This is a genomic window from Pseudomonas sp. 2024-210 (assembly GCF_045062345.1).
Taxonomy (GTDB): domain Bacteria; phylum Pseudomonadota; class Gammaproteobacteria; order Pseudomonadales; family Pseudomonadaceae; genus Aquipseudomonas.
In genome coordinates this window covers 161,759-181,610 of sequence record NZ_JBJGEJ010000008.1, presented here as the reverse complement: position 1 = coordinate 181,610, position 19,852 = coordinate 161,759, and the positions used below count along the sequence as shown (strand labels likewise).

At 54.9% G+C, this 19,852-nt stretch carries 17 protein-coding genes; 12 read left to right on the top strand and 5 right to left on the bottom strand.

All coding sequences use genetic code 11. From position 1 onward, the window contains the following. Window positions 1–56: 56 nt before the first annotated feature. A complete protein-coding gene (locus ACI7MX_RS13910) occupies window positions 57–707 on the bottom strand; it encodes a GNAT family N-acetyltransferase (protein ID WP_314490045.1) in 651 nt (216 codons plus the stop codon). 165 nt (window positions 708–872) lie between these two features. Here ACI7MX_RS13910 and xthA point away from each other — a divergent pair, with 165 nt between their 5' ends. Beyond that, on the top strand, window positions 873–1,685 hold the full coding sequence (xthA, locus tag ACI7MX_RS13905; protein ID WP_405588947.1) for an exodeoxyribonuclease III: 813 nt from the start codon (window positions 873–875) through the stop codon (window positions 1,683–1,685). A gap of 113 nt (window positions 1,686–1,798) precedes the next feature. After that, the gene (locus ACI7MX_RS13900; protein ID WP_314490059.1) at window positions 1,799–3,085 is read left to right on the top strand and encodes a phosphate ABC transporter substrate-binding/OmpA family protein; all 1,287 of its coding nucleotides are present in this window, start codon (window positions 1,799–1,801) and stop codon (window positions 3,083–3,085) included. A gap of 13 nt (window positions 3,086–3,098) precedes the next feature. Here the strand turns inward: ACI7MX_RS13900 and ACI7MX_RS13895 are convergent, their stop codons facing one another. Next, on the bottom strand, window positions 3,099–4,301 hold the full coding sequence (locus tag ACI7MX_RS13895) for an acyl-CoA dehydrogenase (protein ID WP_405588950.1): 1,203 nt from the start codon (window positions 4,299–4,301) through the stop codon (window positions 3,099–3,101). A gap of 155 nt (window positions 4,302–4,456) precedes the next feature. On the opposite strand from ACI7MX_RS13895, the gene ACI7MX_RS13890 reads away from it, so the two are divergent. The 3 genes from ACI7MX_RS13890 to ACI7MX_RS13880 are packed head-to-tail and all read left to right on the top strand — an operon-like array spanning window position 4,457 to window position 6,776. Further along, on the top strand, window positions 4,457–5,422 hold the full coding sequence (locus ACI7MX_RS13890; protein ID WP_314490052.1) for a LysR family transcriptional regulator: 966 nt from the start codon (window positions 4,457–4,459) through the stop codon (window positions 5,420–5,422). Between the two features lie 26 nt (window positions 5,423–5,448). Next, on the top strand, window positions 5,449–5,847 hold the full coding sequence (locus ACI7MX_RS13885; protein WP_314490054.1) for a MerR family DNA-binding transcriptional regulator: 399 nt from the start codon (window positions 5,449–5,451) through the stop codon (window positions 5,845–5,847). 32 nt (window positions 5,848–5,879) lie between these two features. After that, window positions 5,880–6,776 carry a hydroxymethylglutaryl-CoA lyase gene (locus ACI7MX_RS13880; RefSeq protein ID WP_314490056.1) on the top strand — a complete coding sequence of 299 codons (897 nt, stop codon included), beginning with the start codon at window positions 5,880–5,882 and terminating at the stop codon, window positions 6,774–6,776. Window positions 6,777–7,386: 610 nt separating this feature from the next. Here the strand turns inward: ACI7MX_RS13880 and ACI7MX_RS13875 are convergent. Further along, window positions 7,387–8,655, bottom strand: coding sequence for a hypothetical protein (locus tag ACI7MX_RS13875; RefSeq protein WP_405588955.1), 1,269 nt, complete (start codon window positions 8,653–8,655; stop codon window positions 7,387–7,389). A 351-nt stretch (window positions 8,656–9,006) separates the two neighbouring features. On the opposite strand from ACI7MX_RS13875, the gene ACI7MX_RS13870 reads away from it, so the two are divergent. From ACI7MX_RS13870 to ACI7MX_RS13855, 4 genes are read left to right on the top strand one after another with little or no spacing between them, the layout of a single operon-like run. Next, entirely contained in the window at window positions 9,007–10,170 is a 1,164-nt protein-coding gene (locus tag ACI7MX_RS13870) for an isovaleryl-CoA dehydrogenase (protein ID WP_405588958.1), read from the top strand. Between the two features lie 11 nt (window positions 10,171–10,181). Continuing rightward, window positions 10,182–11,789: a carboxyl transferase domain-containing protein gene (locus ACI7MX_RS13865; protein WP_405588961.1), complete on the top strand. Its 1,608-nt coding sequence runs from the start codon at window positions 10,182–10,184 to the stop codon at window positions 11,787–11,789. Between the two features lie 49 nt (window positions 11,790–11,838). After that, the gene (locus ACI7MX_RS13860) at window positions 11,839–12,657 is read left to right on the top strand and encodes a gamma-carboxygeranoyl-CoA hydratase (RefSeq protein WP_314489160.1); all 819 of its coding nucleotides are present in this window, start codon (window positions 11,839–11,841) and stop codon (window positions 12,655–12,657) included. A gap of 59 nt (window positions 12,658–12,716) precedes the next feature. Beyond that, window positions 12,717–14,594 (top strand): acetyl/propionyl/methylcrotonyl-CoA carboxylase subunit alpha, encoded by a 1,878-nt coding sequence (locus ACI7MX_RS13855; RefSeq protein WP_405589190.1) that lies wholly within the window; start codon window positions 12,717–12,719, stop codon window positions 14,592–14,594. Window positions 14,595–14,657: 63 nt separating this feature from the next. Here the strand turns inward: ACI7MX_RS13855 and ACI7MX_RS13850 are convergent, their stop codons facing one another. Next, window positions 14,658–15,317 carry a S24 family peptidase gene (locus ACI7MX_RS13850; protein WP_314489165.1) on the bottom strand — a complete coding sequence of 220 codons (660 nt, stop codon included), beginning with the start codon at window positions 15,315–15,317 and terminating at the stop codon, window positions 14,658–14,660. A gap of 130 nt (window positions 15,318–15,447) precedes the next feature. Between ACI7MX_RS13850 and ACI7MX_RS13845 the strand changes: the two genes are divergently transcribed. The 3 genes from ACI7MX_RS13845 (at window position 15,448) to ACI7MX_RS13835 (ending at window position 18,892) form a co-directional block, all read left to right on the top strand. Then, window positions 15,448–15,780 (top strand): DUF6124 family protein, encoded by a 333-nt coding sequence (locus tag ACI7MX_RS13845; RefSeq protein ID WP_314489168.1) that lies wholly within the window; start codon window positions 15,448–15,450, stop codon window positions 15,778–15,780. A gap of 565 nt (window positions 15,781–16,345) precedes the next feature. Further along, window positions 16,346–17,500 carry a M14-type cytosolic carboxypeptidase gene (locus tag ACI7MX_RS13840; protein WP_405589193.1) on the top strand — a complete coding sequence of 385 codons (1,155 nt, stop codon included), beginning with the start codon at window positions 16,346–16,348 and terminating at the stop codon, window positions 17,498–17,500. An 81-nt stretch (window positions 17,501–17,581) separates the two neighbouring features. Next, entirely contained in the window at window positions 17,582–18,892 is a 1,311-nt protein-coding gene (locus ACI7MX_RS13835) for a leucine-rich repeat-containing protein kinase family protein (RefSeq protein WP_405588966.1), read from the top strand. Window positions 18,893–18,963: 71 nt separating this feature from the next. Here the strand turns inward: ACI7MX_RS13835 and ACI7MX_RS13830 are convergent, their stop codons facing one another. Further along, window positions 18,964–19,668, bottom strand: a complete 705-nt coding sequence (locus ACI7MX_RS13830) for a YebC/PmpR family DNA-binding transcriptional regulator (RefSeq protein WP_405588969.1) — start codon at window positions 19,666–19,668, stop codon at window positions 18,964–18,966. Window positions 19,669–19,852: the final 184 nt, after the last annotated feature.

Below are 19,852 nucleotides of genomic sequence, written 5' to 3'. Positions count from 1 at the left end.
GATGCTATCACGTACAAGGCTGGACTTAGAGCGCGCCACGAAGCACAAACGCGGACTTATGCTGTTGCAGTGTGTAACACCTGAGGGTTGGCATGGAAAAATACATGCTCCACAACCGGGCCTATGGCCACCTCTCCAATCTGGACATAACCCTGACGCTTATAAAATTCCAGATAGTGTTCATTGCCGGTGTCGAGCACTACACCTTCGGAATGTTCATCGGCAGCGCACCAGTTATGAACGGCTTCCAGTAATTGCTCGCCATAGTGCAAACCCTGAAACTGCGGGTGAATTCCGAGCAGCGGTAACATATGCACGGCATCACCGGGAATGCACGCCAGCACGGCGTTATGGTAGTTCAGATAACGGCGCGTGCCACGCAGACCGGCCGTGAGCAACATGCGCAGTTGCCATGCCCAACTTTCAGTGATGCCCAGACGCCTCAGGGGGGGTGCAATCAAGGCAATACCCACCAAGCGATCATCGACCAAAAGCCCCAAGGCCGGTAAATCCTGAAAGAAATGCTGTTTGACCAATGCCCGAATGGTAGCCCGCATCCGTCGTTCATAGCCCGGGCGACTCGCTTCGAACAGATACTGAAACGTCGGCTCCTGACGATACGCCTGATACAGCAGCGCACGTGCTTCCTTTGAATAGCCGCTGTCCAGCAACTGAATCTGGCATGTGGCGTTAGACGCTTGAGTCATGACGGTCCCCTCGGTGACGCTTGGATAGCGACACTTCTTAATGAGTACGAGCCCCCGAGACGCACAACAGTTCAATCGGGGCTTCGAGTTTCCAACGTTAGCAGTGCATTTGCCCCACTGCACGCTGACCGCTAACATCGCAGTTTTATTCAGGACTGCCTGCCCATGAAAATCGTTTCATTCAACATTAACGGCCTGCGTGCTCGGCCACATCAGCTGGCAGCGCTGATCGAAAAACACCAGCCCGACGTCATCGGCCTGCAAGAAACCAAAGTCCACGACGATCAATTCCCCCTCGCCGACATTCAGGCGCTGGGCTATCACGTCTATTACCATGGTCAAAAAGGCCATTACGGTGTAGCCCTGCTGTCGCGAAAAGAACCTCTTGAACTGCACAAAGGTTTTGCCACTGACGACGAAGACGCCCAACGCCGTTTTATCTGGGGCACTTTCGCCGACGAAAATGGCCAGCCGGTCACCATCATGAATGGTTACTTCCCACAAGGCGAAAGCCGCGACCACCCCACCAAATTCCCGGCCAAACAGCGCTTTTACAGTGACCTGCAACAGCTGCTCGAAAGCCAGTTCAGTAATGAACAACCGCTGGTGGTGATGGGCGACATTAATATTTCCCCGCAAGACTGCGATATCGGAATCGGGCCGGACAACGCCAAGCGTTGGCTGAAAACTGGCAAATGCAGCTTTTTGCCTGAAGAGCGCGAGTGGATGGAGCGCCTCAAGGGCTGGGGCCTGGTGGACAGTTTTCGCTACCTGAACCCGGACGTCACAGACCGTTTCAGCTGGTTCGATTATCGCAGCCGGGGCTTTGAAGACGAGCCTAAACGTGGCCTGCGCATCGACGTGATTCTGGCCTCCAAAGGGCTGGTACACCGGATCAAAGACGCCGGTGTCGACTACGACCTGCGCGCCATGGAAAAGCCGTCCGACCATGCACCTGTCTGGCTTGAATTGAGCTGAGTTGCAGGGGCATTAACCTCCACCGTCATGCGCCGGTAACACACCTGACTTAAATTGCTGGCTCATTTCTGGCTCCAGGAAGGTGCCCGCTCATGCTGCGTTTAATCGTGTGGATGGTGGTGTGTTCAATAACCGGCATGGCCTTTGCGAGCGACTTGCGCATTCAAGGCTCCAACACCATTGGCGCCAATCTCGGCCCGGCACTGGTGAGCGCCATGCTGGCCGAACAGGGCCTGCGCAACATTCACAGCGTACCCGCCTCGCCCCCTAACGAGCACAGCATTGTCGGCACCAACGCTTTGGGTCAGCAGGTTCGCGTGGATGTTTCAGCCCACGGCTCAGGCACCGGCTTCGCGGCACTCAATACTGGGCAGGCGGACATGGTTGCTTCCTCACGCCCCATCAAAGACGCTGAACTGGTCGAGCTTGAAGCGCTGGGAGACCTGAAAAGCCCGGCATCCGAACACGTCATCGCCATCGACGGCCTGGCAATCATTCTTCATCCCGGCAACCCGCTGAAGCAACTCACGACCGAACAACTGGCCGACATCTTCAGCGGCCGGGTCAGCACCTGGGAAGCACTGGGCGGCGTCGGCGGGACCATTCATCTCTATGCCCGCGATGATCAGTCCGGTACATGGGACACGTTTAAAGAGGTGGTGCTTAACCGCGCAAACCTGACGTTAAGCCCAACGGCGCAGCGCTTCGAGTCCAGTGAGCAGTTATCCGATGCGGTCAGTCAGGACCCGCAAGCGATCGGTTTCATTGGCCTGCCCTACATCCGTGCGGCCAAAGCCGTAGCGATTGCCGATGGCCCTTCGCAGCCGATGTTACCGCTCGACAGCCTGATCGCCAGCGAAGATTACCCGCTGTCACGGCGCCTGTTTTTCTATCTGCCGCCCAACTCTCCGAATTCGCTGGCCCAGTCACTGATCAACTTCACCCAAAGCCCTCAAGGGCAAGCAATTGTCGCGAAGAACGGTTTTATTGCGCAGAGCGTGCAAGCCAATCGCGTAGTGGCCGGGGAACATATGCCCGAGGACTATCAGGCACTGACCAAAGAAGCTCAGCGCCTGTCTGTCAATTTTCGATTTGAAGAAGGCAGCGCGACACTCGACAACAAGGCCCGCCAGGATTTAGTGCGTGTGGTCGACTATTTGAGAACGCACGGCAAACTCACTCAACACATCACCCTGGTGGGTTTTGGCGATGCCAAAAATGACACCGGGCGCGCGCAATTATTGTCGAAGCTGCGGGCAATGACCGTACGCCGTGAGCTGGTCAAAAGCGGCGTCGTATTACGTGAAATTCGTGGCTACGGCGCGCAGATGCCGGTGGCTGACAACGCCGAGGATGAAGGCCGCCTCAAGAACCGTAGAGTTGAGGTGTGGGTGTATTAAGCCCGCTTGACGACTAGGCGTACTTATCCAGCTCCAGCTTGCCCACTGCGGCTCTGTGGACTTCGTCCGGGCCATCGGCCAGTCGTAACGTGCGCTGCATGGCATACATATAAGCCAGCGGAAAATCACCCGAGACCCCCGCTCCGCCATGCATCTGAATGGCTCTGTCAATTACCTTCAAAGCCACGTTTGGCGCAACCACTTTGATCTGCGCAATTTCACTTCGGGCGACTTTGTTCCCCACCGTGTCCATCATGTACGCCGCCTTGAGCGTCAACAGCCGTGCCATGTCGATTTCCATTCGCGAGTCGGCAATCGTGTCGATATTGCCCCCCAAGCGTGCCAGTGGTTTGCCGAACGCACTGCGCGCCAGCGAACGTTTACACATTAATTGCAACGCACGCTCAGCCATGCCGATCGAGCGCATGCAGTGATGGATGCGCCCCGGGCCGAGACGACCCTGAGCAATCTCAAAACCTCGCCCCTCACCCAGCAGTACGTTTTCGTAAGGCACCCGGACATTATCGAATAGAACTTCAGCATGACCATGGGGCGCATCGTCATAACCAAACACCGGCAATGGGCGCACGACTTTTACGCCCGGAGTGTCAACGGGCACCAGAATCATTGAGTGCTGTTGATGACGCGGGTTTTCAGGATTGCTCAGGCCCATAAAAATCAAAATTTTGCAGCGCGGGTCACAGGCGCCCGAGGTCCACCATTTACGTCCGTCAATCACCCACTGGTCGCCCTCGCGCACCGCCCGCGCGGCCATATTGGTTGCATCGGATGAAGCGACATCGGGCTCAGTCATCGCAAATGCCGAACGAATTTCCCCGCGCAGCAAAGGCTCAAGCCACTGCTGCTTTTGCGATTCAGTGGCGTAACGCACCAGCACTTCCATATTGCCGGTATCAGGGGCCGAGCAATTAAAGGGCTCCGAGCCGAGCATCGAGCGCCCCATGATTTCGGCCAGTGGCGCGTATTCAAGATTACTCAGTCCCGCCCCTGCTTGCGACTCGGGCAGAAACAAGTTCCATAACCCTTCAGCTTTAGCCTTGCCTTTGAGTTCCTCCATGATCGCCGTCGGTTGCCAGCGATCTCCCTCGGCCACTTGCTGCTCGAAAAGGGTTTCGGCCGGGTAGACATAGGTGTCCATGAACGCAGTCACTCGCTCGCGCAACGCTTGAACTTTCGGGGAATAAGCGAAATCCATTGAGGGTTACCTGCTGCCGGGATAACTGGAATAAGTCATTCCCGATGCTAGATCAGCCGTGCTTCATTTGCGTTGTCTATTTACAGCGTGTATTACCATTCATAAGCAATATAGTTTTGCCACCTCGTCTTACCCGATAAAAAGAGCAAAGTGCCATGAATCTGAACAAGGTCGATCTGAATCTGTTTGTCGTCTTTGACGCGATTTACACCGAAGCCAACTTGACGCGCGCGGGCCAAATACTGGGAATTACCCAACCTGCGGTGTCCAACGCGCTGGCCCGCTTACGCGAAAGCTTCAACGACCCGTTGTTTGTGCGCACCGCCCAAGGGATGGTGCCTACGCCTATGGCCCAGAACATCATCAGCCCGGTGCGCAGCGCATTGGCCCTGCTACGTGTATCGGTGCAAGAAAGTCGGATTTTTAATCCATTGCAAGCCAGCAAAACGTTTCGGATCAGCATGACTGACCTCTCTGAAGCGGTGATTTTGCCGCCCTTGTTTCAGCGCTTGCGCCGCCAGGCGCCCGCCATCGTGGTTGAGAGCTTTCTCGCCCACCGGCGCGAAACCACCAGCGATCTGGCTGCAGGGCGACTGGACTTTGCCGTAGATGCACCGCTCAATACCGACCCGCAAGTGCGTCACGTGAAGTTGATGGAAGATCGTTTTGTGTGCGCCATGCGCCAAGGGCATCCCTTGGCCAGCAAACCCAAAATCAGCCTTGATGAGTACTTGGCATTGACCCATATCCACATCTCGACGCGACGTAACGGTCTGGGCCAGGTCGATCTGGCACTCGGCAAAATCGGTCGGCAACGCAAAATCACTTTGCGCTCGCAGCACTACCTGATGGCAACCAATGTCCTTCAGCAAACCGACATGGTGATGACCGTCCCCGAGCGCTTTGCACGGCGTCACGCCTTGCATTATGTGGCCTTGCCGCTCACTGAGCTGGCCAATGTCGAAACACATTTGTACTGGCATGAAAGCACTGAACAAGACCCGGCCAATCGCTGGATGCGTGAACAATTGATTGAGGTATGCCAACAGCAAATTGCGCTGGAAAATAAATACGCCAGTGCCAGCGTGCTTGACGTAAACGTCAAGCAGCCAGTAGCTTAAGCTCAAGATGAATCAAGAGCGCGCCCATGAGCAGCCAGACGTACAGCATTTCCGACCTGGCCCGCGAGCTGGACATCACCACCCGGGCCATCCGTTTTTATGAAGAGCAAGGCTTGCTTGCCCCCGAGCGACGCGGCCAGGAACGGGTCTATTCAGCCCGCGACAAAGTCAGTCTGAAGCTCATATTGCGCGGTAAACGCATCGGTTTTTCACTGGCCGAATGCCGCGAACTCATCGAGCTTTACGACCCGGCCCAGGGCAATCAAAAACAACTGAACAGCATGCTGGCCAAAATTGCCGAGCGCCGTGAACAACTGGAGCAACAGCTGCTGGACATACAGCAGATGCAGCTTGAACTGGACACCGCCGAAGAGCGCTGCCTCCAGGCATTGGAACAGACCCTTAAAAGCCAAGAGGCAAGCTGACCTCTATCTCTCTCTGTCTATACGGTGACCCCATGAACCTACCCAGCCATGTGCGTCTGGTCGAAGTTGGCCCACGCGACGGCCTGCAAAATGAAGCCCAGCCCGTTAGCGTGGCGGACAAGGTGCAACTGGTTGATGCACTGACGGAGGCGGGCTTGAGTTATATCGAAGTCGGCAGCTTTGTCTCGCCCAAGTGGGTGCCGCAGATGGCGGGCTCGGCTGATGTATTCGCGCGCATTCATCGCAAACCGGGGGTGGTCTACGGTGCATTGGCGCCTAATATGCGCGGATTTGAGGATGCTGTGACCGCAGGCGTGAAAGAAGTAGCCGTATTTGCTGCCGCCTCCGAGGCCTTTTCACAGCGCAATATCAATTGCTCCATCAGTGAAAGCCTGGCGCGCTTTGAGCCCATCATCGAGGCTGCCCGCCAGCAAGGTGTAAGCGTGCGCGGCTACGTGTCCTGCGTGCTGGGTTGCCCCTATGAAGGCCAGGTCAGCGCGCAACAGGTGGCGGCTGTTGCCAAAGAACTCTACGCCATGGGCTGTTACGAAGTTTCCCTGGGAGACACCCTCGGCACCGGAACCCCAACAGCTACAAGGGCGATGTTCGAAGCGGTAACCGCATACGTCCCACATGAAAAACTTGCCGGTCACTTCCATGACACCTACGGCCAGGCGCTCGTCAACATTTATGCCAGCTTGCAGGAAGGTATCAGCGTCTTTGACAGTTCGATTGCGGGGCTGGGCGGTTGCCCTTACGCAAAAGGCGCCAGCGGTAACGTGGCCACCGAAGATGTGCTGTACATGCTCAACGGCATGGGTATCGACACCGGCGTGGACATGAACAAGCTGCTGTTGGCCGGGGAACACATCTGCAAGGTTTTGGGCCGTGCAACGGGATCGCGCGTGGCCAAAGCGCGACGTGGCTGAAAAGTGTGGCGCAGTGTTACCGCATGCGCTTACACGCGAGTAACACGGAAACAAATCGGCCCACACAAAGGCCGGTTTTTTTTCAGAATTTATTCAACCTATTGATTTGTATAGGCTTTCAAAAGTTGGCACGCCTCCTGCTATCTCTTTGGCATAACAAGAATAAAAAAATGCAGCAACCTAATAAAAACAATACGAAACGACTCTGACATAACAAAAACAACACGGCAGAGACGCAGCTAACAGATTTTTTTGGAGAAGGTTTACTTTTCCGGGGAGCTTAAGAGCCACCTCGCAACCGGGCAGAGAACAATAAAACTACCCTCCAGGTAGCACCCGTTCAGGTTGGATCACAGGTTTGATAGCCCGTGATAAAAGTGGATCAGCGCTCAAAAAAATACGTTTGCTCTTGACCCGTATGGGGTCGCACAAAACGCAGCAAAGGGTGAGTTCCAAAAACAACAACAGGCCGCCCTTCAATAATAAAAACAGTGCAGGCATCGACACATTAAAGGGGAGCTTCGGCTCCCCTTCGTGTTCAGTGAAATTCATGATCATGAGGACGCGAGCTCATGATCATGTAACCGCAGCCACCCAGCTTAATGCACGCTTAGCGTACTTTTACCGAGCTATTCATTACCCCGGCAAAATTTAAATAATAGGCCTCCACAGTCCCATAAGAACGGATATCGGTAATCTGTGGAGAGACCGTTACTGTCTTATCGCCAATGTCGAACGTTTCGTCTGACAACTCAAAGAGCAACTCATCGATATCACCGACCAGAGCGGTGATATGACTCTCCAATGCCGAACCGATTTTATTCCTGATCATGTTTTCCAAGCCCGGCAGCATATACTCATATATAGCCGCCCACGCATTGTTTTCTACAAGGTTAAACGAGGGGAAATACGTGTCTTCATACTTGATCCTGATTGTGTTATCGGCAGCGACGTGCACCCTAAGGTGCACATCAAGAGGGGCTAAGAAATCAATCGACCATTCAGGATCAGGCAGACCCGGTACATCGACTCTTACACGACCGCCCAGATCAACGACTAATGCCAGGTAATCATCCTTCATTTCCAGGTTAAAACTCAGCAGGCGAACAAGCCCACCCTCTTCAGTAAACTCTTTGGGCATCGGGTCCCAAAACTTTTCGGTGATGACATCCTCCAAAATACGGTGGCTTATCTGCACGCGAAAAACATCATCATAAGCACCTCGCTCAGACGCTACCTGTTCCAGCCGCCCTTTGACACGAGGCTCGATGTCTTTTAATTTTTGCTCGACAAATTTTTCTGCGCCATACCCTGTTCGAAGAACACTACCGGTTGACTGGGCTGTCTCAAACGGAAAGGACAATATTCTCAACGGTGCCATTTCAGGAAAAAAATCAGGTACATTTCTAGGAATCAGGACAACAGCAAAAATTTTGTTTAACGCACTTACAATTTCCCCCATCTTATTTTCGAGTACAGCCTGCGCAAAAGGATCCTCAGGGGTAAGTTCCATATAGGGCCAACCCGACAACTTCAGCGCATACCCGTTTGAGGTTTCAACAAAATCCAAACCATCATTGAGAAAAACGGAGATAAACGCTGTTTTCTTATTCACCGCTTCGACAGTGATATTCAAATCACATATCATCTCAGGAACATAATAGGGACTGATTAATACAGGCGGCTCAGTCAACTGCCAATTGACTGTAATGCCAAGTTCATCATCAACGAGAGCGCCACCGAATTCAGATTCAATGTGCGGAAAAATATTTTCAATGCATCGATTAACAAATCCATTGGGCAACCTGATTGCGTAATCCGCTTTGGGGTCATCTGATACATGCACGACTGACTGTTGGTTAAACTGATTATCTGACATCTTATAAGTCCTGACTGAAGGCCTGCTTTGGGTTTAATGAATATATGTCAGGTCAAAAAATATCCTTAAAACGTCAGTACCAGTACTCTCAAGTAAGACAGTAGAAACAGAAATTTACTACAGCACTCACTACTCACTTCCCTCTCATTGCGGACCTCCCAAAAGCCTCACTACGAGAGTACTTGGGCTGCACACACGCCCTTTGCGGGCACAGCAGGTTCCATGAAATAGAGTTGACGTATGCGTCAAGGTCGTTGACATCACTGGGGGGCGAGGCTTACGTTAACGTAAAGGTTATGTGCCGCATCGCAAACAGCTTTTTCCCACAAGAATAATGATCAAGGTGCCCCTATGAGCTACCCGACTTTGAACTTCGCCTTGGGCGAAACCATCGACATGCTGCGCGATCAGGTGCAAGCCTTCGTCGCCGCAGAACTGACGCCACGGGCGGCGCAAATCGACAAGGACAATCTTTTTCCGGCCGACATGTGGCGTAAATTCGGGGAGATGGGCCTGCTGGGTATCACGGTCCCGGAAGAGTACGGAGGTACCGGTCTCAGCTATTTGGCCCATGTGGTCGCGATGGAAGAAATCAGCCGCGGCTCAGCATCTGTGGCTCTTTCCTACGGAGCCCATTCCAACCTCTGTGTTAATCAAATCAACCGAAACGGCACACACGCGCAAAAGCTCAAGTACCTGCCTAAGCTGATCAGCGGCGAGCACGTTGGCGCATTGGCCATGAGCGAGCCCAACGCGGGTTCTGACGTGGTCTCCATGAAGCTGCGTGCAGACAATCGCGGCGACCACTTTGTACTGAACGGCAGCAAAACCTGGATCACCAATGGCCCCGATGCCTCTACCTATGTGATTTACGCCAAGACTGACAGTGAAAAAAACGCACACGGCATCAGTGCGTTTATTGTCGAGCGCGACTGGAAAGGCTTCACCCGCAGCAAGCATTTCGACAAGCTCGGCATGCGCGGCTCCAACACCAGCGAACTGTTTTTTGACGACGTTGAGGTGCCCCAAGAGAACCTGCTGGGCACGTTGAACGCCGGCGTGAAGGTGTTGATGAGCGGCCTGGATTACGAGCGCGTAGTGCTTTCAGGTGGCCCCACCGGGATCATGCAGGCGTGCATGGACCTGGTCGTGCCCTATATTCACGACCGCAAACAGTTCGGTCAAAGCATCGGCGAATTTCAATTGATCCAGGGCAAAGTCGCCGATATGTACACTCAGCTCAATGCCAGCCGGGCCTACTTGTATGCCGTCGCTGCCGCCTGCGAGCGTGGCGAAACCACCCGCAAGGACGCTGCCGGAGTGATTTTGTACAGCGCTGAACGCGCCACCCAAATGGCCCTTGATGCCATCCAGATTCTGGGCGGTAACGGCTATATCAATGAATTCCCAGCCGGGCGCCTGCTGCGTGACGCCAAGCTGTATGAGATCGGCGCGGGCACCAGCGAAATTCGACGCATGCTAATTGGCCGCGAACTGTTTAACGAAACTCGCTAAGGAGTGCGCGCATGTCCATTTTGCAGACGCTGATCAACGTGCGTTCAGCTGAGTTCCTCAATAACCGCAGCGCCATGCTTGAACAGGTCGGGCATTTGCACACCCTGCTCGACCACGTGCAGCAAGGTGGCGGAAGTAAAGCGCAGGAGCGTCACACCTCACGCGGTAAATTGCTTGCCCGTGAACGCATCAATCGTGTGCTCGATAGCGGCTCGCCTTTTCTGGAACTTAGTCAGTTGGCCGCTTACCAGGTGTACGACGAAGACGTACCCGCCGCCGGAATAATCGCAGGCATAGGTCGGGTCGAAGGCGTCGAATGCATGATTGTGGCCAATGACGCCACCGTCAAAGGTGGGTCTTACTATCCCTTAACTGTCAAAAAGCACCTGCGGGCGCAGACCATAGCTGAACAAAACCGCCTGCCCTGCATCTACCTGGTGGATTCGGGCGGAGCCAACTTGCCGCGTCAGGATGAAGTATTCCCGGACCGTGAGCATTTTGGGCGAATCTTTTTCAATCAGGCCAACATGAGTGCCGCGGGCATCCCGCAAATAGCCGTGGTCATGGGTTCATGTACGGCGGGCGGGGCCTATGTGCCTGCGATGGCGGACGAAGCGATCATGGTGCGCCAGCAAGCCACTATCTTCCTCGCCGGGCCGCCGCTGGTGAAAGCGGCCACCGGTGAAGTGGTCAGCGCTGAAGACCTCGGGGGGGCCGATGTGCACTGCAAGGTGTCAGGGGTAGCCGACCATTACGCCGACAGCGATGAACACGCACTGGCGCTGGCCCGGCGCTGCATTGCCAATCTGAACTGGCGAAAACTGGGCCACCTGCAGCAACGCAAAACCTTGGCGCCTTTGTACAACCTGGATGAACTGTACGGCATCATTCCGGCGCAGGCCAAACAGCCCTTCGATGTTCGTGAAGTCATTGCACGACTGGTGGATGGCTCGGTGTTTGATGAATTCAAAGCCCTGTTCGGCACCACGCTCGTGTGTGGTTTTGCGCACTTGCACGGCTATCCAGTGGCGATACTGGCGAACAACGGCATTCTGTTTGCGGAGGCCGCACAAAAAGGCGCGCATTTTATTGAGCTGGCGTGCCAGCGCGGCATTCCCTTGATATTCCTGCAAAACATCACGGGGTTCATGGTCGGGCAAAAGTACGAAGCCGGCGGGATCGCCAAACACGGGGCCAAACTGGTGGCCGCCGTAGCGTGCGCCAAGGTGCCGAAGTTCACGGTAATCATTGGCGGCAGTTTTGGCGCTGGTAACTACGGCATGTGCGGACGCGCCTATGATCCGCGTTTTTTATGGATGTGGCCAAACGCACGGATTGGCGTGATGGGCGCAGAGCAAGCCGCCGGGGTGCTTGTGCAGGTCAAACGTGAACAGGCCGAACGCAATGGCCTGCTGTTTACTGACGAAGATGAGGCGCAGATCAAGCAGCCCATCCTTGATCAGTACGAACGTCAAGGGCACCCCTACTACTCCAGCGCCCGATTGTGGGATGACGGCGTCATCGACCCCGCGCAAACCCGCGACGTTTTGGCACTGGGTTTGTCGGCCGCATTGAACGCACCGATAGAACCCACCCGCTTCGGTGTGTTTCGCATGTGAGTTGCACTGCGCCTTTGCTTCACACCCCAGCCATTAAGGACTGACGGACATGATCGAATTCACCACCCTCGAACTGCACACCGACCCCCGGGGTTTTGCCACCTTGTGGTTGAGTCGCGCGCCTAAAAACAATGCCTTCAATGCTGAAATGATCCGCGAACTGATCCTCGCGCTGGACGCCGTACAAAGCGATCCCCGCCTGCGTTTTCTGGTGTTGCGCGGACGCGGCAAGCATTTTAGCGCCGGTGCCGACCTGGCCTGGATGCAGCAATCGGCCGAACTGGATTATCACACCAATCTCGATGATGCCAGGCACTTGGCTGAACTGATGTACAACCTGGCCAAACTCAAAATCCCGACACTGGCAGTGGTTCAAGGCGCGGCCTACGGCGGAGCGCTGGGTCTGATCAGCGCCTGCGACATGGCCATAGGCGCCGAGGATGCGCAGTTCTGTTTGTCCGAAGTCCGGATTGGCTTGGCACCCGCCGTCATCAGCCCTTTTGTGGTGCAAGCCATTGGCGAACGTGCTGCACGCCGTTATGCCCTGACAGCTGAACGTTTCAGCGGTGAACGTGCTCGCGAGCTGGGTTTGCTCTCTGAGTGCTACCCCGCGAGCGAGCTTGAACAACACATCGCTCAATGGATCGACAACCTGTTGCTCAATAGCCCGCAGGCCATGCGCTCCTGCAAGGACGTGTTGCGCGAAGTCAGTCATGGCGCGCCGACCACAGCCATACGTCGCTACTGCGAGAATGCCATTGCCAGAATCAGGGTCAGCCCAGAGGGCCAGGAAGGCTTGCGCGCCTTTCTGCAAAAACGCGCACCCACTTGGCAACATGCAGCCTCACCCCAGGAGGTACGACCTTGAGCACACCTCTCCTGAGCTCGATATTGGTCGCTAACCGCGGCGAAATTGCCTGCCGTGTGATGCGTACTGCAAAGGAGCTGGGCCTCACTACTGTGGCCGTTCACAGCGCCACGGATCGCGATGCCAGGCACTGCCGTGAAGCCGACTTGTGCGTAAACCTGGGCGGTAGCAAAGCCGCTGACAGCTACCTGAAAATTGACAAGATCATCGCTGCGGCCAAGGCCAGCGGGGCGCAGGCCATTCACCCCGGTTACGGCTTTTTATCCGAAAATGCAGGATTTGCACGTGCCATTGAGGCAGCCGGATTGATCTTTCTTGGCCCGCCCGCCTCGGCTATCGAAGCCATGGGCAGTAAATCCGCCGCCAAAGCCTTGATGGAACTCGCAGGCGTGCCTCTGGTGCCGGGTTATCACGGCGAAGACCAAGACCTTGAGACCTTCCGCCTTGCGGCTGAGCGCATTGGTTACCCGGTGTTGCTCAAGGCCACGGCAGGCGGCGGCGGCAAAGGCATGAAAGTGGTCGAGAATGTCACCCAACTGGCCGAGGCGTTGGCGTCTGCTCAACGTGAAGCACTGTCCTCGTTTGGCGATGCGCGCATGCTGGTGGAAAAATATGTGCTCAAACCTCGTCATGTCGAAATTCAGGTGTTTGCCGACCAACACGGTAATTGCCTCTACCTCAACGAGCGTGATTGCTCGATTCAGCGCCGCCATCAAAAGGTCGTAGAGGAAGCCCCCGCTCCCGGTCTAAGCGCCGCGCAGCGTCAAGCCATGGGCGAGTCCGCCGTGCGCGCGGCACAAGCCATCGGCTATGTCGGCGCAGGCACGGTGGAATTTTTGCTCGACGCACGCGGGGATTTCTTCTTTATGGAAATGAACACGCGCCTGCAAGTCGAGCACCCGGTGACCGAAGCCATCACCGGACTGGATCTGGTCGCGTGGCAAATTCGCGTCGCGCGTGGGGAACCGCTTCCCATCACTCAGGCTGAAGTCCCCTTGCGCGGCCATGCCATAGAAGTAAGGCTGTATGCCGAAGATCCGGGCAATGACTTTCTGCCGCAGACCGGACGTTTGCGGGTTTACCGCGAGTCGGCCGCGGGCACAGGACGACGTGTCGACAGCGGGGTTAGCGAGGGTGACGAGGTATCACCCTTTTATGACCCCATGCTGGGCAAACTGATCGCTTGGGGCGAAGACCGTGAGCAAGCTCGCCTACGGCTATTGGCAATGCTCAATGAATTTGCCATTGGCGGCCTGAAAACCAACCTGAGTTTTTTACGCCGCATCATTGCGCACCCAGCTTTCGCAGCCGCCGAACTGGACACTGATTTTATCCCGCGTTATCAGCAACAATTGTTGCCTGCGCCGCAAGCATTACCGACTGCTTTTTGGACTGCGGCGGGCGAAGCGTTCAGGCAAAGCCTCACGCCAGACATACGCGCTGACGACCCCGCCTCTCCATGGGCGATAGCTTGCGGCCTGCGCTGCGGCTTGCCTTCACAGACACTGCTGGCTCTGGAGTCAAATGGCGAACGTCAGATCGTCACACTGACCGCACCCTCGACTGCTATGCACCATGAGCAACTGATCATTGAAGAAGACGGCGTGCAACGCAGGCATTTGGCCATACGTCGTGAGGATACCCTGTACTTTTACTGGGAAGGTGAGTTGCACACGGTGACACCCTTCGATCCGGTTATTACCGCTAGCGGCAGTCACGACTCACAGGGAGGGCTAAGCGCCCCCATGAATGGCAGCGTTGTTCGTGTTTTAGTTGCGCCCGGGCAGGCCGTTGCAGCGGGCGCCGCACTGGTGGTGCTCGAAGCCATGAAAATGGAACACAGCCTGCGATCACCTCGCGACGGGGTGGTGAAATCTTTGTTTTGCCAGGAAGGTGAAATGGTCAACGAAGGCAGCGTGCTGGTCGCGCTGGAGTGACGGCTGAAAAAGACGGAGCCGGTAATCCGGCTCCGCTTTTCTCAGTCTTGGCAAAAAACCGGGTCAAAATTTGTAGGTGGCCTGCACAACCACACCAATAATCCGGCAATCCTGATCAAAAACCGTTTTGGGATAGGTTGGATTCAGCGGTTTTAAATAACGCTGACCACTTTCTTCAATCAATTGGCGAAAGGTCGCTTCCTCTATCCCGGGAACACGTGCAATCACCATTTTTCCGGGCTCGGCACTGATGTCCGGATCAACCAATATCATCATGCCTTGAGCAACGCTGATACCCACCGGTGCCGTCATGGCATCCCCCGTCACTTGCAGCCAGAATGCCGCCCCTTTGGCGTAATGATCCGTGACCTCAAACACCATCCCCGCCGGATAAGCCTGATTAGCCGATGGCTCGCTGACCTGCTCTGCCAATGCCCACTCTCTGACGGGGTAACGAAATGCCGAAGTTATGTCATAGATGTGCTCATTGGCCGCTGAGTCATCGACGTTTTCGCTGCGCTCGCGAACCACGATAGCGACTTCAAGGTGCTCCAGCCCCAGGGCTTTCAGCACTTTGTTCATCGTTTCGAGGTCAGGCTCACGACGTTTATTGAGCCAATGCCCGACGCCGCCCTGGGAAGCCCCGACGCGCTCTGCGAGTTTTTCCTGCGTGAGTCTAAGCTCACGCAATTTGAGTCTGACTAAAGCGATCCATTTATCCATCTGCCGAACAATACGGGTTGAAATTCAGGCAACAATACACATTGCGTATTATTTATTTTAGACATGAAAATACTTTGCGTATTATTCTGGGTTTGGTTAATTCGATTAATCTCATAAACGCAGGTAAATCATGACTCCGATAACAAAAATCGCACCGGATAACGACACCGATATCGAGCTTGAAGCCTTGAAAGACAGTGCCGCCAGCCAGCGGGCACTCGATTATTATTTGAAACCAGCTATTTCCCAGCAGTGTCTGGAGAAAAAAATCTTCGTGGTCCGTAGCGATTTAAGCCATGAAGAAGCCTTGGTCAATGCGTGCGATTACCTGCGATGTGCCATCGCTGTGGCGCTAGGCGGTGCCGAGAGTCAACAAGGTGCTCAGCGCGACCTTTTTCTTGGGGTGGCTCACTTTGTTGAAAATGCCAAGATGTTGCTGGACAGGGCTCTGGACGCGCGATAACGATTTATTTGGCGTCATGCACACAGGCAGGTGCTGATTGCTGGGCATAGAAATTCGGGGAGGGGGAGTAAAAAATAGAGAGGGCGCGAGAAAAACAGTTGACCTTCAAATAGGAATGATTATTATTGCACTCAACTGGTCGCGAGATCAGCCGATAATTCAAAAGACCTTAGGTCGGTTTTTTGAATTACCTCCTCATCAGGCTAATCACGGTTATTTGACCCGGCTCATGGCCGGGTCTTTTTTTTGTGGCCAGTTATCTGGCTCAGCGTGCTTCAGGCTAATGAAGTCAGGTGTGCAGTCATTCTGGGTGACCACTACAATGCGGGCGATAATAGCAAAAGAACATCGACTAACGAAAGCCTGAAGATCCCGACTATGGTGGTAATGGCGATTTAGCACTTGAGAATCAATCGCAAGTTAACTATTCTTGCGCCGCGTCAGGGATGACGCCCCCTTCTGGCTGTGCATTTTCCTACCTAGCTAACTCCAAAATTCCGTATTGGCTAGTCGCCATTGCGATGTAAAGTAGCGCCAATAATGATCAGATTCCGGAATTTTGATGATGACCGTGGCGCCCTCTTCCGTTCAAATCAGCAGTGACTTTGACAGCGGCAATATTCAGGTACTGGATGCCAGCAATCCGCTGGGCATAACTCTAGCGATCAAGCCAGATACCCGTAGCCCGCATTTCCAGTGGTTCCACTTTAAAGTGGACGGCCTGACACCCGGTCAGACTCATCATTTCCAGTTAAGCAATGCCAGCCAGTCCTCCTACAACAGAGCCTGGGATGGCTATCAAGCCGTGGCTTCTTACGATCATGAGCATTGGTTCCGCGTGCCTACAACATTCGACGGCACATCGCTTAATTTCCATATTGAAGCCGAGCACCCGCAGGTGTGGTTTGCCTACTTCGAACCCTACAGCCGCGAGCGCCATGACCAATTGATCGCGCGCGCCACCCGGCCTCAGGCCGGCTGCAGCGTGTTAAGCACCGGCAAAAGTGTGGAAGGCCGTGCTATCCAGTTGCTGCGCAAGGGCACGGGCGCCAGTCACAAGCGCAAAATCTGGATCATTGCCCAGCAGCATCCCGGCGAGCACATGGCCGAATGGTTTATGGAGGGGATTATCGACCGTCTGGAGCAAGGCAGTGATCCGCAACTGCGTAAGCTGCTGGATTACGCCGACCTCTACTTGATCCCTAATATGAACCCGGACGGCGCATTCCACGGACACTTGCGGACCAATGCCAATGGCCAGGATCTGAACCGCGCGTGGCAAAACACTGACCCGGCTGTCAGCCCGGAAGTGTTTTTCGCCCTTGAGCAAATGAACAGATTCGGTGTTGACGTGTTTTTGGATATCCACGGCGACGAAGAAATCCCCTATGTATTCACGGCGGGCTGCGAAGGTAATCCTGGCTACACCGAACGCTTGGCGAACCTCGAAGAGCGCTTTCGTTCGCACCTGAGCCAACAGACCCCGGACTTCCAAACCCTTCACGGTTACACCCGCGATGAACCCGGCCAAGCCAATATGTCGTTGGCCTGCAACAGCGTCGGCCAGCGATTTGACTGCCTGTCGTTGACCCTCGAAATGCCGTTCAAAGACAATAACGATGCCCCCAACCTCCAATCAGGGTGGTCAGGCAAACGCTCGAGCCAACTGGGCAAAGACGTACTGAGCACACTGTCGAGCATGGTCCGCGAACTGCGCTAAGCCCAATAAGCGGGGCCCTGAAATTTAGCATTTAGACGGCCCCACTGACTGCCCATTTTCAAGAGTATTAAAAGCCTGTTTATGGATACCCTCGCAAAACTGCGGGCTGGCCAATTGGCAGGCCTCACCCGTCTAGACCTATCGTGCGGGCTGACTGAGTTTCCACAGGAAATTTTCCAGTTGGCAGACTCGCTGGAAATTCTCAACTTGAGTGGCAACGCCCTCACCCGCCTGCCCGACGACCTTCACCGCCTGACCCGTTTGCGCATCCTGTTTTGCTCGGACAATCACTTCACTGAACTCCCCGCATGCCTGGGGCAATGCGCACAACTGAGCATGATTGGCTTCAAAGCCAACCAGATAGCGAGCGTGCCCGGCGAAGCGCTGCCACCGCTTTTGCGCTGGTTGATCCTGACAGACAATTGCATCAGCCAATTACCCGAAGAGTTGGGTCAGCGCCCACTGCTGCAAAAGTTGATGCTGGCAGGTAATCGCTTGCGCGATCTGCCGCAGAATTTGATTGACTGCCAGCGTCTGGAGTTGATTCGGCTAGCCGCCAACCAGTTCACCGAGTTGCCTGAAATCGTCCTGATGCTACCCGCCTTGAGCTGGCTGGCTTATGCAGGGAACCCGCTGAACGACGACGCCAGCACGCTGCGCCCAGCCGACAACACCCCTGACATCCCATGGTCGCAGCTTGAGCTCGAACATAAACTGGGCGAAGGCGCGTCCGGCATCATCCATCAAGCTCGCTGGAACCGCCCCGGCCAAGCCCCACAGTCTGTTGCGGTAAAGCTGTACAAAAGCAGCATCACCAGCGACGGCTCTCCGCTTAATGAAATGAATGCCTGCATTGCCGCTGGCGAGCATCCGAATCTGATCAAAGTGCTGGGTCGCGTCGCAGGCCATCCCGATAATCAGGCGGGTCTGGTGATGGAACTCATCGCCCCGTCTTTCAGCAACCTGGCAGACCTGCCCAGCTTCGACAGCTGCAGTCGCGACGAATACGCCGAGAGCACACGCTTCACTTACAACTGCGCATTACGCATAGCCCGCGGCATTGCCTCAGCAGCCAACCATCTGCATGCCCGAGGCATTTGTCATGGTGACTTGTATGCGCACAACATTTTGTTCAACGCTGAGGGTGACTGCGTATTGGGGGACTTTGGTGCCGCGTGCTTCCATGCCACCGACGACAGCCAGCAGAGCCGCGCCCTGCAACGCATTGAAGTCCGTGCATTCGGGGTTTTACTGGGTGAACTGCTGCAAAGAATCGACTCAGGCTTGAGCGATCAAGGGCGAGGCATACTGGAAGATCTGCACAAACGCTGCATGCAGCCTGAGGTACTGGAACGCCCAGGATTTACAGAGGTTTTACAGCGGTTGCCTTAAAGGCGGTGCTAACTCTGTAGCCCCTGCCGCAGGGGCTACAGAGTCAAATACTGCTCATGACTTCTTTAGGTTTATGCCAGCGACACAAACATTTCCTGCACGTCATCTTGCTCTTCAAGTTTGGCCAGAAACTCTTGAACTTCGGCCATCTGCTCATCACTCAAACCACTCACCGGATTTTTTGGCAAGTAACCCAGTTTGGCCGACAACACGATGAAACCCTGTTCTGGCAACGCCTTTTGCACAGCATCGAGGTCTGTAGGCTCGGTGATGAACAACGTTGTACCTTCTTCCTCGCCCTCCTCAAAATCCTGAGCGCCCGCTTCAATCGCTGCCATCTCAGGATCGGCGTCCGGGGTTTCTGGCTTCGCTTCAATCATGCCCACATGGTTGAAATCCCAAGCCACCGAGCCCGAAGCACCCAACTGGCCTTTACGGAAGGCAACGCGAATCTCAGCGACGGTGCGGTTGATGTTATCGGTCAGGCACTCAATGATCAGAGGCACTTGATGCGGGGCAAAACCTTCATAGGTCACGCGATGGTATTGCACGGCTTCAGTACCGATACCCGCGCCTTTATTGATCGCACGCTTGATGGTGTCAGCAGGCATCGAAGCCTTTTTGGCTTGCTCATACACCAGACGCAAGTGCGAGTTCATGTCCGGGTCTGCGCCATTGCGCGCAGCAACCGTCAGTTCCTTGGCCAGTTTGCCAAAGATCTTGCCGCGGCTGTTGGCGGCGTCTGCTTTGTGTTTAACCTTCCACTGTGCGCCCATGCTTACTCTCTCAATCTGCTGTGTCGTGGCGTGTTCACCGCCCAATGGGCGCAAGTTTATACAGCAAGGTGCCGTCAATCGACCAAAAATTCCGATCAGCCGGCCGCAATTTGATGTCGGGCGATAACTTTATACGCCCTAGCCTGTCACTGACCTCACTAAGTTGTTCGCTCCGCACCCGTCT